The following is a 19,251-nucleotide window of genomic DNA, read 5'->3' as shown; positions in this document are numbered from 1 at the left end:
CCACTGCAAAAGAACAAAGGACAAAAGTGTAAATAAAATATGTATATGCCTGTGAGATTCGGTTGGTAGAAAATAAAATTATGTGCTATCAATAAAACGCTGGCAATTGCGTAGAAGAGAATCAGGTAAATGGAATAATTTTTTTTATTCCAATTGAATATGCCCAGTATGATACAAATCACGAGCATAGAAATTCCGATGATTAATGGCATAAATTTAATTTAGAACAAAGTATTAATTAGGAATAGAACAATTAAACGTAATTTTCTCATTTTTCATAAGCTTTGCAAGCTTTTGGTAATATTTTTCAGCTTTTGAGCGATTATTTGATGTGTCCATATTTTTTTTTCTAGGACAACTTGTGTGAAAAATCACGTATTTTTTTATTTCAGCTACATACTTTTGTTTGACAAATGGCCTTAAAGCCCTCGATTCTAAATTTAAAATTATGCGAACCTTCTTAACCCCGTTGGATTATTTCTTAGACTTCTAATTAAAAAAATATCTCAACAGCTTTAAAAGGGCTTTTATAATTCAATTAACGAATCAAAATTAATTGGGATAGGAATCAACCCCCCAATTTTTTCCAGCTTTAAGAACTTTGTACACGAGATTGTATTATATGTTCTAATAAAAATTATATGTTCTATTTAAATACATCGATAACGGCGCCAGCTAGGTATCTAGCATACCTACTGGTAACGTTATTTGGTCCCCAGCCCTTCTTGTTGAGTATGCAATTCAGTTTGCAGCCAGATTCGATAGATAATCAGAATAGATTATATAATCCGATTTAACAGATCCATACAACACTTTATTAATGCTTAAGAAATTTAAAACAAGTTTTTGAATGTAGTTGACCGACCCCTATGAAATTAACCTTACTAAATTTATACCGACTTCTTTTAATTGTCATTTTATTGCATTTGCCTTCAACCATTTGGGCAAAAACAAATAAAAACACTCTTCGCACTTCAGCTTTTAGAAAGTTGGAGGAGCCTTCTCATTCAGAAAAAAGCCATAAGACGGTTTTTTTTTCTTCGAGAAAAAATAGTCGACCTTTTCAAATTGCCAACGCGCAACTACTGAATGTCAAAGAGGAAGCTAAATTAAAGTCGGCCTTAACAAATTCTGAGCAGATTTTACAGCATCTTGCTAAACAAGGAAATTATGTTGAATTTTTAACTGATGTATTTGGTCAGGCTGGTACACCCAAGAAAGAATTTTCAAAATCGTTAACGGAATTACAAGCAGATCTAAATGGGGGTTTAGGTATTGCGATTGAATTGCGTACTTCAGCAGAATTAAAAGGTGCGGCTGCAGCTTATGCAGCTATTGGACATACCGGTTCGGAGCGTATTTACATCAATGCGGATTGGGTGAAAAGCCGGGATATTTCTTCTTCTCAAATTGAAAGAGCGATTGTAGAGGAATTTGGCCACGCGATAGATCAACGTTTAAATGCAGGAAAAGATAGCCCAGGGGATGAAGGAGAGCGATTTGCGATTTCTACTTTAGGGGATTTATTATCCATCGAAGGCCGTAAAGCCTTGACTATACAACAAGATAACGGAACAATTACCATAGATGGATTTATTCTTCAGGTTGCGTTTACTATTGGAGGTACAATAACAGGATCAATCAATGAGGATGGTACTTCTGTGAGTGGAACTTTAACTTTGGGAGGTAGTACGGCGACCATTAATACCACTTTAACCGCTACACCTACCTATGGATCCGCAAGTGTAACAAGTGCGGGGGTTTGGACTTACACCATCAATAACGCTCTTTCAGCTGTACAAGCATTAGCTTCTGGCGGGACATTAACGGATCAATTTACAGTTCAAGGCTTAAAGTCGAATGCTAGTGCGGACGGTACTCAAGCTATTACAATTACTATCAATGGAGTAGATGATGCCCCAACATTAACCGCAACTGGTGTTACTTCTACTTTTACAGAAGGAACGGGCGCTGCTGTAGGAACTGCTGTAGATTTATTTAGTACTGTAACCGCTAATACCATCGAGCCTGCTCAAACCATTACACGTTTGGATTTAAGTGTAACAAATGTAGGGGATGTAAATTCTGAACAATTATTTGTAGACGGACAATACATTACATTGGCCAACGGATCTACTACAACAACTGCCAATAGTTTCATTGTTGCCGTTTCTGGATTAACTGCAGGAGCTGGAACAGCGACTGTTAGTATTACAAAAACGGGAAATGCCACAACTACACAAATACAAACCTTGGTAGATGGATTGACTTACCGTAATATTAGTGAAGATCCCTCCACAGCAAGTAGTAGAGTTATTTCGATTACAAGAATTGATGATAGTGGATCAAATGTTGCACCTAATAGTAACACTTCTAATCCAGGCTTATCTTCCACTATTTCTATCACAGCAGTAAATGATGCTCCAACCTTAACTGCAACAGGAACAACAGCAACCTTTACTGAAGGAACTGGTGCGGCCATTGGAACAGCCATAGATTTATTCAGTACAGTTACAGCAAGTACGATTGAAGCAGGTCAATCGATTACTCGATTAGATTTAAGTGTTACTAATGTTGGAAATGCCAATTCGGAACAATTGTTCGTTGATGGGCAATACATTACATTGGCTAATGGATCTACAACGACTACCACCAATAGTTTCATTGTTGCCATTTCTGGATTAACAGCAGGAACTGGTACAGCGACCGTGAGTATTTCAAAAACGGGGAATGCTACTACAGCACAAATTCAAACATTGGTAGATGGTTTAACCTATCGAAATATTAGTGAAGATCCAACAACCGCGAGTAGTAGGGTTATTTCGATTACTCGAATCGATGATAGTGGATCAAATGTTTCACCGAATAGCAATACCTCTAATCCAGGATTGTCCTCTACTATCACAGTTTCAGCAGTGAATGATGCTCCAACTCTAACAGCAACAGGTGCGACTGCAACTTTTACGGAGGGTTCAGGAGCGACGGTTGGAACTGCGGTGGATTTATTCAGTACTATTACTGCAAGTACCATAGAGGCGGGGCAGTCTATTACTCAATTAGATTTGAGTGTATCGAATGTGGGCAATGCGAATTCTGAACAATTGTTGGTAGACGGGCAGTATATTACTTTGGCCAATGGATCTACAACGACAACATCTACAAGTTTTGTAGTTGCGATCTCTGGATTAACCAGTGGAACAGGAACAGCTACTGTTAGTATTACCAAATCAGGAAATGCAACCACAGGACAAATACAAACTTTGGTGGATGGTTTGGCTTATCGAAATACCAGTGAAAGTCCCACTACGGCCAGCAGCAGAGTCATTTCAATTACTAGAATTGATGATAGTGGATCGAATGTTGCACCAAACAGTAACACCTCTAATCCAGGAGTATCATCTACCATTTCTTTAGTTTCTGTCAATGACGCGCCTTCAGGAGCGGATAATACATTGACCATATTAGAAGATGGTAGTAAAACTTTTAGTTCTGCGGATTTTGGATTTACAGATACAGATGGGAATAGTTTATTGGCAGTTAAAATTACCACAATCCCAAGTGTTGGAACATTGAAATTAAACAATGTTGATGTAACCGCAGGTCAAACAATTGCGGTGGCATCTATTCCAACCTTAGTATATGCACCAGTTGCAAACGCAAATGGAACATCTTATTCTTCTTTTACTTTTCAAGTTCAAGATAATGGAGGTACAGCCAATGGCGGAGTTGATTTAGATCAGAGTGCTAATACCATCACATTCAATGTTACCTCTTTAAATGATGCGCCTTCAGGAACTGACAATACATTCACAATATTGGAAGATGGCAGTAAGACTTTTAGTTCTACTGACTTTGGATTTTCGGATGCTGATGGGAATAGTTTGTTGGCAGTGAAAATCACCACATTACCAGGTTTGGGACTATTGAAATTGAATAACGTCAATGTAACAGCTGGTCAAACAATTCTAGTGGCAGATATTTCTACCTTGGTATATACACCCGTTGCGAATGCAAATGGAAACGCTTATTCTTCCTTTACTTTTCAAGTTCAAGATAATGGTGGTACAACAAATGGTGGTGTTGATTTAGATCAAAGTCCAAATACCATCACTCTCAATGTTACTTCTGTCAATGATGCTCCTTCAGGTACGGACAATGCAATTTCCATTTTGGAAGATGGTAGCAAGACCTTCAGTTCTACTGATTTTGGATTTACCGATGCGGATGGTAATAGTTTGTTGGCGGTAAAAATCTCCACTTTACCAGCTTTAGGTACGTTAAAATTAAATAATGTAGATGTTACTTTAGGTCAAATAATTCCATTAGGGAATATCTCTACTTTAGTTTATACACCTGTTGCTAATGCGAACGGTACGCCATATACGACTTTTACTTTCCAAGTACAAGACAATGGAGGGACTACGAATGGAGGAGTTGATTTAGACCAAAGTCCGAATACGATAACATTCAATGTAACGGCGATCAACGATGCGCCCTCTGGAACAGATAAAACGATAACTTTCAATGAAGATGCCACTTACACCTTTACAAGTAGTGATTTTGGTTTTTCGGATACAGATGGAAATAGTTTATTGGCAGTAAAAATTTCTACTTTACCAGCTGCTGGAACCTTAAAATTAAATGCTAATCCTGTGACAGCTGGAGATTTTATTTCAGCTGCGAATATTACTAATTTAACTTATCAAGCAGTAGCGAATGCCAATGGTACAGCTTATTCTTCTTTTACATTCCAAGTACAAGACAATGGTGGAACCTCAAATGGGGGGATAGATTTAGACCAGAGTCCTAATACCATTACTTTTGATGTAAATTCTGTCAACGATGCACCTGCAGGAACAGATAAATCCATTACAATCAATGAAGATGCTAGTCATACTTTTGCTTCGACTGATTTTGGTTTTACGGACGCAGATGGTAATAGTTTATTGGCAGTTAAAATTACATCCTTACCATCAACTGGGACATTGAAATTAAACAATGTAGATGTATCAACGGCTCAATTCATAGCGGTTGCAGATATTTCTACTTTAGTTTATACTCCAGTAGCGAATGCCAATGGAAGTCCTTATTCTACATTTACCTTTCAAGTGCAAGATAATGGGGGGACTAGTAATGGCGGGACAGATTTGGATCAAAGCGCAAATACAATTAGCCTAAATGTGAATTCAGTGAATGACGCTCCAGCTGGAACGGACAAAACTGTTACGATCAATGAAGATGCTAGTTTTACTTTTGCTTCGAGTGATTTTGGTTTTACGGACACAGATGGGAATGGTTTATTGGCTGTTAAAATTGCTACTTTACCAGGTACAGGGTCATTAAAATTAAATAATGTTGGGGTAAATGCAGACGATATTATTTTAGAGACAGATATTCCTAATTTGGTTTATCAACCTGTAGCGAATGCCAGTGGTAGCCCTTATGCTACTTTAACTTTCCAAGTGCAGGATAATGGTGGGACTGCAAATGGAGGAGTTAATTTAGACCCAAGTGCAAATACGATTACATTCAATGTAAATTCAGTGAATGATGCACCTGCAGGAACGGATAAAACCATTACTTTCAACGAAGATGCTTCTTACACTTTCAGTTCAACCGATTTTGGATTTACGGATACAGATGGCAATAGTTTATTGGCGGTAAAAGTGACAAGTTTGCCAAGTATTGGATCGTTGAAATTAAACAATGTCAATGTAAGCGTAGGTCAAGTAATTCCAACTGCAGATATTTCAACCTTGGTTTTTACATCTGTCGCAAATGCTAACGGTACTCCATATACGACTTTTACTTTTCAAGTTCAAGATAATGGTGGAACGAGTAATGGTGGTGTTGATTTAGATCCTAGTGCCAATACGATTACTTTCGATGTTAATTCAATCAATGATGCACCTTCAGGAGCTGATCAAACAGTTACATTTGATGAAAATGAAACGTATATTTTTAATACATCTGATTTTGGATTTACGGATACTGATGCAAACAGTTTAGCAGCTGTTAAATTGACCACTTTGCCTGCAAAAGGGACCATTAAATTGTCGAATGTCGCTGTTACAACTGAACAATTTATATCAGTTTCAGATATAACTAGTGGAAACTTAACTTATGATACAGAATTACACGGAAACGGCACTGCTTATTCTAGCTTTACTTTTCAAGTGCAAGACAATGGAGGTACAAGTAATGGCGGGGTAGATTTAGATCCTACTGCTAATACTATTACATTCGATGTGCTTTCAATCAATAATGCTCCAGCGGGTACGGATAATACTATTACATTACTGGAGGATGGAAGTCATATTTTCTCGGTTAGTGATTTTGGTTTTACGGATCCATTTGATAGTCCAGCCAATGGTTTTTTACAAGTTGAACTCATGTCGCTTCCTTCCTCGGGAACGTTGAAATTAAATGGAACAGTCCTTACATCTTCTACAATTGTAACAAAAGCTGAACTTGATGCTTCAAAATTGGTTTTTACACCTGTTGCAAACGCTAACGGAACATCATATACGACCTTCGAATTTCAGGTTCAAGATGATGGAGGGACAGCCAATGGAGGGGTTAATTTAGACCCTACTGCCAATATAATTACCTTGAATGTTACCGCTGTGAATGATGCACCAACGGCATTAAATTTTACCAATACCACGACAACTTTACCAGAAAATACGAGTACCTCAAGCCGAATTAAAGTGGCGGATATTGCGATAACCGATGACGAAGAGGGAACAGAAACACTTACGCTTTCAGGTACCGATGCTGCCAGTTTTGAAATAGATGGTTTAGCATTGTATATAAAAGCTGGGGTTACTTTAGATTACGAAACAAAAACAAGTTATAATGTTCGAGTAAATGCGGATGACCCAACCATTGGAGCCACGAATTCTATTGAGGTCTTCAACGATTTTGTATTTACTGTAACGGATGTAGATGATACTCCACCTACGGTTACATCGGTACAAACCATTATCAATGATACAGACTCCAACGATATAGTTCCTTCAGTAGCCAATTTGGGGGATACTTTTGATTTTATCATTACATTTAGCGAAGCTGTTACGGGATTAAGCACCAGTGATTTTAGTCCAACAGAAGTAGGTAGTGGAACGGTTATTTTGGTAGATCAAGTCGGCTTAACTACCAATCAATACCGTGTTAGAGTAGATCCAAGAGGTAATTACACGGGTAACGTTACTTTGTCTTTAAAAGCCGGAGTACTGAGCGACTTAGCTGGAAACGCTAATGCTGCCACGGGTATTATTGGAACGCAAGCTGTAGACACCCAACGTCCATATACATTAACATTAGTGCCGGCCAACGATATTAATACAACCGTTGCCAATAAAGTGATTTTTAAAGTTACTTTTAATGAATCAGTAACAGGTATTCAAACGGGAACATTTGACGGGACTACGACTACGAGTCCAGATTTTTCTATTTTCGCTTTGAGCTATGATGCTACCATTACAGGAGTCTCTTATCTTTCAGGCAATTCTTATCAAGTAGAAGTGACTACGGGCGCCACTACTTCAGGAGCATTTGTGTTGCGTTTATTAGAGGGAAGTGTCACAGATGTTAATGGCAACACCAATTTAAGATTGGATGTTGTTAAATATGGTGATGTTAATGTTAATTTAAATACACCATCTGTTTCTGCGGTAACAAGAGGATATATTGATATTGCTGGGAATGTATCCTTGAACACCTCACGTTCAGTAGCTAGAAAAGGAGACAAAGTTATTTTTAATTTAACTTTTAGTGAATCTATTTTATCAAGTTCTTTGACAGCATCTAGCTTTGATGTGATGTCGATTGGTTTGCCCGTAGGGTTTAGTGGGGCTCCAGCAGTCATCGAAGGGAATTATGTCACTACCGCAGGGACATTTTCAAATGGAATTTTGCCAGGTGCGGAGACGAGTCCAGGATCTGGATTAATTACTACCGCTCGAGTAGTTGTTACTTTGGCTAATGACATTGATGCGGGGGCTAAAATTTGGCTAAAATTGTTGGCAAACGGCATTAAAGATGGCAATAACAACTTTTCAATCAACCAAGATCTTCAAGAAACAATTGGCTCAAACGCGGGTCAAAGGATTGATACCAAAGGACCTACAATTTCGATAAATACACCAACGGACACAAAGATTTCAGCTACCGAAAAAACGACTTTTGTAACCAGTGGAACAGCAGATGGTGCGGATGGAAATACCGTAACCATTACTTTCTCGGATGGTATAACCACTTTAAGTTCAACGGCAATTGTCAATACGGGAGTTTGGACGGTTACTAGAAGTTTATCAGGCTTATTGGATGGTACAATAAATATCAATTCTTCTGTGAGTGATGCGGCAGGTAATAGTGCTACGTCAAATACTTTAAGTGTTACGCTTGAAACGGTGGCTCCAACTGTCACTGATGGTAATATTAGTATTACCTCTACAGGTACAGGGACTTTGGGTGCTTACAAAAGGGGAGATACTTTGGCAATTAGATGGGATAATACTGCCTCTGGAGATAATAATACAGATATTAGTACGGTAACGGCAAGTATTTTTGGCCAGACCATTTCATTGACAAATAATGCTGGAATTTGGACAGGTTCTGTTTTAGTCAATGATATAGCTGCTACAGATATTGTAAGTACTACTTCTATCACAGTTACCGCTGTTGATTTGGCTGGAAATTCTACCACAAGTAATGATGGGACTTCTATCTCTATTGATAATATTAGTCCTTCGATTACATCCTCAGCCACGATTAATAATGATGAAAATAACTCTTTGTTGTATACGGCTTCTTCTACTAATCCGAGTGAACCTTCAGGTGCAGTTTATAGTTTGAGTGGAGCTGATGCAGGATTATTGACGATCAATGCTTCTACTGGAGCAGTCAGTTTATTGACAGGAGTAACGGATTTTGAATCAGCGAAAACAACGTACGAATTTACAGTCATTGCAACCGATGATGTAGGAAACCAAAGTCAATTGGCCGTTAGTGTTTCTGTGCAAAATGTCAACGAAGCCCCTACGGATATTTCTCTTTCTTCTAATACCGTCGCTGAACATCAATCTATTGGGACAGTGGTAGGTTCATTAACTGCAGTGGATCCTGATGCATCCGATATATTCACGTATTCATTAATGGCTGGAACAGGAGATTCGGATAATGCGAGTTTTTCAGTTGATAATACTGGTTTAATTACAGCTGGAGTATTCAATTACGAAGTAAAAAATTCATATAGCATTCGTGTTCGTGTGGCTGATGCGGGCGGATTGACCTTTGAAAAAGTATTTACGATTACGGTTACCAATGTCAATGAAGCTCCAACGGATATTTCTTTATCGAATAGTTCCATTTCAGAAAATCTTACAAGTGGATCTACTGTGGGAACTTTGAGTGCAACAGATGTAGACCTTGGAGATACCTTTACTTATTCCTTTGCAAGTGGTACAGGAGATACCGATAATTCAAGTTTTACCATTCTTGGTTCAAGCCTTAAATCATCTGAAGTTTTCGATTATGAAACAAAGAATTCATATAGTATTCGTGTAAATGTAACCGATGCGGGCGGTTTGACGTATGAAAAAACATTTACTATTTCTGTTAATAATATTGACGAGGTTGCACCAACTTTTAGTTCTGGAACTACGGCAAGTATCAACGAAAACGTAGCTAAAAATACGCTTGTTTATACAGCTGTTGCAAGCGATAGTGATTATAATGCTCCAGCAACTTCCAGCAGTGTTACTTATAGTTTGGTTAGCAGTACAGAATTTACCATTAATGCTTCAACCGGAGAGGTACAAATCAAAGATATCCCAGATTATGAGACAAAAAATTCCTATTCATTTACGGTCATTGCGACGGATGCTGCCAATAATACTTCGCAAAAAAGTGTGACATTGACGATTAACAATTTGGATGAAGTTGCTCCTTTGATTACTTCTTCTACAACAGCGAACGCAACAGAAAACCAAAATGTTTTATATACTGCCACAGCAACGGATGATGTTGATTTCACCAATAAAGTAATCACTTATACCTTAAAATCTGCTGTCGGAGACGAGAATTTAGTATCTATTAATTCGAGTACAGGCGTAGTTACTTTAAAGACTGGCAATTTAAATTATGAAAGCAAAACAAGTTATTCATTTACGGTAATTGTTAGTGATGCAACAGGTAATTCTTCTGAACAATCTGTTACCATTAGTGTAAGTAATATTGACGAAGTAGCTCCAGCCATTACTTCATCAGCTAGTGGTAATGCTACTGAAAATCAGAATGTTTTATACACAACTACTGCTACAGATGCAGTGGATTTTACTAATCAAACCATTACCTATAGTTTAAAAGATAACAGCACTTCAGATGATGCTGGACTTTTGAACATCGGAAGCAGTAGTGGAATAGTGACCTTGAAAACAGGAAACTTAAATTATGAAAGTAAAACGAGTTATGGGTTTACCGTAATTGCGAGTGATGCAACGGGTAACTCTACGGAAAAAACAGTTAGTATATTGGTATTGAATATAGATGAAGTCGCACCTTTATTTACTTCTTCATCTAGTGCAAATGCCTTGGAAAATCAGAATGAATTATATACGGCAAGTGCAACGGATTTAGTGGATTATACTGATCAAGTCATAAGTTATAGTTTAAAGGCAAGTGTAGGAGATGAAAGTTTATTGACGATTAATTCAAGTACAGGACTTGTAGATTTGAAGTCGGGTACTTTAAATTATGAGAGCAAAACAAGCTATACTTTTACTGTTATTGCTAGTGATTTGACGGGTAACACCTCTGAACTTCCTGTTACTGTTAATGTAACAAATATAGACGAAGTTGCTCCTGCCATTACTTCATCCGCAAGTGGAAATGCTACTGAAAATCAAAATGTATTATATACTGCAACAGCCACAGATGCTGTCGATTATACGAATCAAACGATCACTTTCAGTTTAAAAGATAATAGTACATCAGATGATGCAGGATTATTGAATATAGGAAGTAGCAGTGGAATAGTGACCTTGAAAACAGGCAACTTGAATTACGAGAGTAAGACAAGCTACACCTTTACTGTCATTGCCAGCGATGCCACAGGAAATAGTTCTGAGAAAACGGTTTCGATAACTGTGACAAATATAGATGAAGTTGCTCCAGCTATTACTTCATCTGCAAGTGGTAATGCTACTGAAAATCAGAATGTTTTATATACAACTACTGCTACAGATGCAGTGGATTTTACCAATCAAACCATTACCTATAGTTTAAAAGATAACAGCACTTCAGATGATGCTGGACTTTTGAACATTGGAAGCAGTAGTGGAATCGTGACCTTGAAAACAGGCAACTTGAATTACGAGAGTAAGTCGAGCTATACTTTTACTGTTATAGCCAGCGATGCCACAGGAAATAGTACTGAGCAAACGGTTACAATAACCGTAACAAATATAGATGAGGTAGCTCCTTCTATTACTTCATTTGCGAGTGGTAATGCCACAGAAAACCAAAATGTATTATACACAAGTACAGCCACAGATGCTGTTGATTATACGAATCAAACGATCACTTTCAGTTTAAAAGATAATAGTACATCAGATGATGCAGGATTATTGAATATAGGAAGTAGTAGTGGAATCGTGACCTTGAAAACAGGCAACTTGAATTACGAAAGTAAGACGAGCTACACCTTTACAGTAATCGCAAGTGATGCAACAGGAAATACATCTGAATTAGCTGTTACCATAGCGGTAAATAATTTAGACGAAATTTCTCCGATATTTAGTTCAGGAACCACTGCAAGTGTAAATGAAAATGTATCAGGAGGAACTACAGTCTATACAGCATCAGCAACAGATCCGAGTACAGATGGAGGACCTTCAACTCCACTGGTTTATAGTATTGTTGGTAATGATGCTGCAAGTTTTGATATTAATTCAAGTTCTGGGCTGGTATCCATAAAAACGAGTCCAAATTTTGAAACAAAAAGTACATATAGTTTCGACGTTGTTGTAAAAGACGCAGCTAATAATTCAGCACAGCAATCTATAACTTTAACGATCAATAATATTGATGAGGTTGCGCCATCGATTACATCTTCTGCTTCTGGCAATGCCTCAGAAAATCAAAATGTATTATATACAAGTACAGCCACAGATGTGGTAGATTATACCAATCAAACGATTACCTATAGTTTAAAGGATAATAGTACATCAGATGATGCTGGATTATTGAATATAGGAAGTAGTAGTGGAATTGTGACCTTGAAAACAGGCAACTTAAATTTCGAGAGTAAAACAAGCTACACCTTTACTGTAATCGCAAGTGATGCAACAGGAAATACATCTGAATTAGCCGTAACGATAACGGTTAATAACCTTGACGAAATCGCTCCAGTATTTAGCTCAGGCACCACAGCGAGTGTGAATGAAAATGTATCTGGAGGAACTACGGTCTATACAGCATCGGCAACAGATCCAAGCACAGACGGAGGTCCATCGACACCTGTCACTTATACTTTATCAGGAACAGATGCAGCGTCATTCTCTATTAGTTCAGGAGTAGTTAGTATCAATGCTAGTCCAAACTACGAGGTTAAGACTTCTTATAGCTTCATTGTAACTGCCACAGATGCAGCAGGCAATTCAGCAGACCAAACGGTTGCGTTATCGATCAATAATTTAGACGAAGTAGCACCCGTATTTAGTTCTGGCACCACAGCGAGTGTGAATGAAAATGTATCAGGAGGAACTACGGTCTATACAGCATCGGCAACAGATCCTAGCACAGACGGAGGTCCATCGACACCTGTCACTTATACTTTATCAGGAACAGATGCAGCGTCATTTTCTATTAGTTCAGGAGTAGTTAGTATCAATGCTAGTCCAAATTATGAGGTAAAAAGTTCTTATAGTTTTGATGTAACTGCTACAGATAATGCTGGAAATGCTGCAACACAAACAGTTACTTTATCGATCAATAATTTAGACGAAGTAGCTCCTATATTTAGTTCAGGCACCACAGCGAGTGTAAATGAAAATGTGTCAGGAGGAACTACGGTTTATACGGCATCGGCAACAGACCCAAGCACAGACGGAGGACCATCAACACCTGTCACTTATACTTTATCAGGAACAGATGCAGCGTCATTCTCTATTAGTTCAGGAGTAGTTAGTATCAATGCTAGTCCAAACTATGAGGTTAAGACTTCTTATAGCTTCATTGTAACTGCAACAGATAATGTTGGAAATGCTGCAACACAAACAGTTACTTTATCGATCAATAATTTAGACGAAGTAGCACCCGTATTTAGTTCTGGGACCACAGCGAGTGTGAATGAAAATGTATCAGGAGGAACAACGGTTTATACGGCATCGGCAACAGATCCTAGCACAGACGGAGGTCCATCGACACCTGTCACTTATACTTTATCAGGAACAGATGCGGCATCATTCTCTATCAGTGCTGGAGTGGTTAGTATTAATGCTAGTCCAAATTATGAGGTAAAAAGTTCTTATAGTTTTGATGTAACTGCTACAGATAATGTTGGAAATGCTTCAACACAAACAGTTACTTTATCGATCAATAATTTAGACGAAGTAGCACCTGCATTTACATCAGGCACCACAGCGAGTGTGAATGAAAATGTATCTGGAGGAACTACGGTTTATACGGCATCGGCAACAGACCCAAGCACAGACGGAGGACCTTCAACACCTATCACTTATACTTTATCAGGAACAGATGCGGCATCATTCTCTATCAGTGCTGGTGTGGTGAGTATCAATGCTAGTCCTAACTACGAAGTTAAGAGTTCGTATAGTTTCATTGTAACAGCTAGAGACAATGCTGGTAATACAGTGGCTCAAACTATTACATTAACGATTAACGACCTTAACGAAGCTCCTGTTTTAGCCTCTACTAGATCGAGCAAAACCGTATTAGAAAAAGCTACTGCTGCTAAATTATTTACTACGGGTGATGTAACGATTACGGATGTTGATTCGCCGAATTTTAATGAAGGAGGAATTTCCATCACTGGGTTAAATTCCGAAGATGTACTGAGCATTGGAAGTGTAGTCAATAATACATCGGGTGCAATATGGAGAGACGGAAGTTATGTGATGTTAGGAAACGGAACAACTTCAGATGCAATTGCTACAATTTCAGGAGGTTCTGGAGTCACTTTACGAATTACTTTCACAAGTACCTCTGTTACACCAAGTATTGCAGAAGATATTTTAGAAGCGATTACTTTTTACAATAACAGTGCTAATCCAACTTTGAGCAGAACCTTATCAATGAAAGTAAGTGATGCAAAAGTGGCCGTTGGTTTTACAGGTGTTGAGAGTAATGCGATTACTTATACAGTTACTATTACAGCAAGCAATGATGCTCCAATTATAACTTTGGATGCCCAAAAAACGGTTGTTGAAAATGAAAGTGCTTCTATTTTAACTCCCACCGCAACCGTACAAGATTCGGATTCTCCTAACTTAAATACGGGTGTTTTGACGGTGAGTGGATTGGACGCTGACGATGTTATTAGTATTAGTACCACAACTTCAAATACATCAGGAGCAATTCGTAGAAATAGTAATAATGTAGAGTTAGGAAATGGAAGTAGTTGGGCAACCATTGGTACTATTTCTGGAGGATCAGGAGCGACATTTACGATCACGTTCAATAGTACATCAGCAACACCAGCTGTGGTGGAAAATGTACTTCGTTCATTGACTTTCTATAACAATGACGATACTCCTACGCTTTCACGTACTTTAACGGTTACGTTATCAGATGGGCAAGCAACGAGTCAATCACATACGATCACAGTACATATTACAGCGGTGAATGATGCGCCTACTGTAAGTTTAGGAATTTCTACCAAAACTGTTGCGGAAAATGCCACGGCTTCTTTCTTGGTTCAAGATGGAGCGACGGCCATGACTGCTACGGTTGGAGATGTAGATTCTCCAGATTTTAACAGTGGAGGATTTACTATCACAGGTTTGAACAGCGAGGATGAAATTTCATTTAGTGCCACAACGAATAATACTTCTGGTGCTATTTGGAGAAGTGGAGCCGATTTAAAATTAGGAACAGGTGCAGCATCTTCTACCATAGGTACAATCAGTGGTGGAGTAGGCAATACCATGCGTGTGATTTTTAGCTCTGCTTTGGTAACACCATCCGTTGCTCAAAGTATACTTCGTGCCTTTACTTTTTATAATAATTCGGATAATCCAACTACTTCAAGGACCTTAACACTTTCTTTAGAAGATGGAGATGGAGATTTGAGTTTGACGCAAACATTAACAGTTGCTATTACTCCAGCGAATGACAGACCAGTGGTAAGTAGTCCAGCTACCGCATTGACTGTTTCTTTATCTGGTGCGAGTAAAAGTGCTCCAAGTGGTGCAGTTGGACAATTATTAAGTGTGTATTTACCTTCTAGCAAAGTCTCTGACCCAGATGGAACATCTACATCCGATTTGGGAATTGGTATCACTGCTATTGGTGGAAACAGTAACTTGAAAAACGTTTTTTATAGTAATGATAATGGTACAACTTGGACTGCTGTTCCAGCAACAACAGATACCAATCCATTCTTATTGGCTAATTCACCAACGACTCGACTTTATTTCCAAATCCAACAATCTGCTTCCAATGGTGATGTGACAGGAATGTTGATTTATCATGTTTGGGATAAAACCTTAGGAACTAATTTAACGACAACTTCTACTGTTACCACTTTATCTACGTCTTTATCAACAGATAAAATTAGTGTTACTACTTCTATTTTGGCATCTGGAACACCACCTGCCAATACCTTACCAGCGAGTTATTCTGGAACAGAAGATACGTCATTAAAACTATCAGGTTTGCAAATCACTGACTCCGATGCAGGTACTAATTTACAGAGTATTAAATTATTTGTACCAAGTGGAACAGGAACCATCACTGCTACAGGTAATGCCAATGTGACAATTGCAGGTTCTGGAACCAATAGCATCACCTTGACTGGAACATTGACGAATTTGAATAGTTTCCTATCAACGACTGCCTCCGAGCCAGTATACGTGCCATTTGCTAATTTAAATGGAACCGTGGCGTTTACGATGGAAACTACGGACAATACAGGTCTAAGAGCGTCCAATTCCATCAATATTAGCTTAACAGCTGTGAATGATGCACCAGAATTAGATATGAATGGATCTAGCAACGGATTGGATGGATTAGTCTCCTTCTCTGAAGGCGGTGGAGCCATTCGAATTGCGCCTTTAACCTTACTGACAGATATAGATTCAGATAATATTACGGCAGCTTCCATTACTTTAACAAATAAACCAAATGGTAGTTCTGAGGTGCTGGCTGTTTCAGGTTCTTATGCAGGACTTACAATTGCCTACAATAGTTCTACTGGAATTCTTTCAGTGAGTGGAACCGCTACTAAGGCTACTTACGAATCTTTATTTAGAAATATTACTTACAATAATACCAGTGCAAATCCAGATTTAGCATTAAGAACCTTGAAAATGACGGTGACGGATGCGAGTAGTTCAGTAAGCACTGAGCGTACTGTTATTGTAAGTTTAACCAATGTAAACAGTGCCCCAGTGGTAGCTAATGCATTGTTAGACCAATCGATTACAGCTGGATTACCATTTAGTTATACTGCTAACGCAGGTAGTTTCACAGATCCAGAAGGAGATGCTCTAACTTATACTGCTACTTTAGCGGATGGTAGTGCCTTACCATCTTGGTTGAAATTTAATCCATCTAATTTGAACTTTAATGGATTAAGTAAAGATGTAGGAACTTGGAACGTTAAAGTGACCGCAACAGATCCTGCAGGAGCTTTTGTGTCGGATGTATTTGTTATTTCAGCAACAGCTAATTCAAATATTGTTAGTATTTCGTTCCCTAAATCTTATCGATTAACGGATCCTGTGCCTAATATTTATACCGATTTTTATGGTCTAGAAACCAGTGGCTTAACGACAGATACTGGACCTATTGTAGGAACCAATTTTACGTTCTACCAAAATACCTCAGCAGGATTATTTAATGGAAATAATATTCCTGGATTTTTCAGATACATTGATGCTAGTGGAAATGTTCAAGAAATAGCTGGATATGCTACCAGACCGATCAAAACAGGATCAAATATTGAAGGGGTTTATTTCGTAACAGATGCTGATGGTATTAATAACACCACCTCTGGAAATACCGCTTATTTATTGGTGATTAATGAAAGCTATTTCACTAACGGTACTTCTTATAATAGTAGTAGTGATCCAATAGATAGTGCATTAAATGGTTACTTATTTAGTCCTGCATTTAGTATTACTGGAGGCAGTGTCAATGAAGGCGGCAGCATCACTTTCACGGTTTCTCGTTCTGGAAGTACAGATGTGGCGACAGTTAATTATTTAACCACTTTGGCCGCAACCGACAATGCTTCTGCCAATGACTTTACAGCTGTTAGTGGCACTTTATCCTTTGCCAAAGGGGTATCACAAGCTACAGTTACTGTTCAGACAACATCCGATGCGATTTATGAATCCAATGAAACATTTACGGTATTATTAACGAATCCAAGTGCTGGCTCTCGTATTGATGTGGAATCTGCATTAGGTACAATCAACAATGATGATGCAGCGCCTGAATTTAGAATTGCTAATGCAGGAACCGTTGAAGGTGGTACTATTGTGTTTACTGTAACTCGTGTGGGCAATGCTCAATCGACACAAACGGTCAATTACAGTACTTTAATTAACGGAACCAATACCGCTTCCATCAATGACTTTACTACCGTAAACGGTACTCTGTCTTTTGCTTTGGGAGAAACAACGAAGACCATTTCTGTGGTTACTACACAAGATGATGTTTTAGAAGAAGATGAAACATTTACGCTTGAATTGAACAATCCAACAGGAGGAGCTATTGTTTCTACTACTTTAGGTTCTGCCATAGGAACCATTGAAAATGATGAAGGGGTTGTAATATATAGTGTTAACAATGTACAACAATTAGAAGGTGGTAATTTGTTATTTACCATTTCTCGGACAGGAAATGTACAATCTACCCAGTCGATCAATTGGGCCACATCTTTAGTTACAGGTAATACAGCTTCATTAACGGATTATCAAACAAATAGCGGTACAGTTACATTTGTTATTGGAGACCTTACCAAGACCTTTACAGTAGCGTCTGTTGCAGATAATATTTATGAAGGAAATGAAACTTTTACCGTTTCATTAAGTTCATTAACTGCCATTGGATCCGGTGAAATTACTCGTATAAGTACCTACCAAGGAACGGCATTAGGAACTATTCAAAATGATGATTCAAGTCCTGTTTTCTCTATCGCCAACTCGAGTGGTATTGAAGGTGGAACGATTCCGTTTGTAATTACTCGTACAACAGATGCGCAACAAACACAAACAGTGGATTATGAAACAACGGTAGAATCTGCCAATACTGCTACTTTTGCCGATTTCCAAAGTGTTTCGGGTTCATTAACTTTTGCACAAGGAGAATTAACCAAGTCCTTTAATGTTACTATTGTAGATGATGGAATTGCTGAAACGGATGAAACTTTCTCTGTTGTTTTAAGTAATGCTACGGGAGGATCAAGTATATCTGGTGCAAATGGAACAGCCACAGGAACCATCGTTTCAGTTGGTATTGCGTCTCAATTATCCATTTCAACACAACCAAGTTCTACGGCACAAAGTGGTCTGGTTTTCGATCAACAACCTGCTATTCAATTAAAAGATGCCTCTGGTGCAAATGTGCCACAATCTGGGGTTATTGTCACTGTTGCATTAGCCTCTGGTGATAATACTTTGGAGGGAACATTAACAGCTACAACCGATGCGAATGGTTTGGCGACCTTTACGAACCTAGATATTTCAGGAGTAACAGGAGATAGAACATTGATCTTTACATCTCCAAATTTAACTTCAGTAACATCTAATACTGTAACAATTTCAGCAGGAGCAGTTAGTGCAACTACCTCAACAGTTACTTCAGCACCATCCATCAATGTAACAGCAGATGGCACAACGACTTCAACAGTAACAGTAACATTAAAAGATGCCAATAGCAATCCAGTTTCTGGTAAGACAGTTGTATTAACAGATGATAGCACAACATCAACGATCTCAGCAGCAAGTGGTAGCTCGAATGCAAGTGGAGTAGTAACCTTTACGGTGACAAACACCATTG

The 19,251-nt window shown here is 38.4% G+C and carries 1 protein-coding gene; it reads left to right on the top strand.

Translation table 11 applies throughout. The features are described from left to right. Positions 1-869: 869 nt before the first annotated feature. The coding region (locus V7S79_RS04005) for a cadherin domain-containing protein (RefSeq protein WP_459489271.1) at positions 870-19,251 on the top strand (18,382 nt) is incomplete at its 3' end.

Source organism: Aquirufa sp. ROCK-SH2 (genome assembly GCF_054558315.1).
Note: the sequence above shows the minus strand (reverse complement) of the source record. Positions and strands in the feature narration are given on the sequence as shown.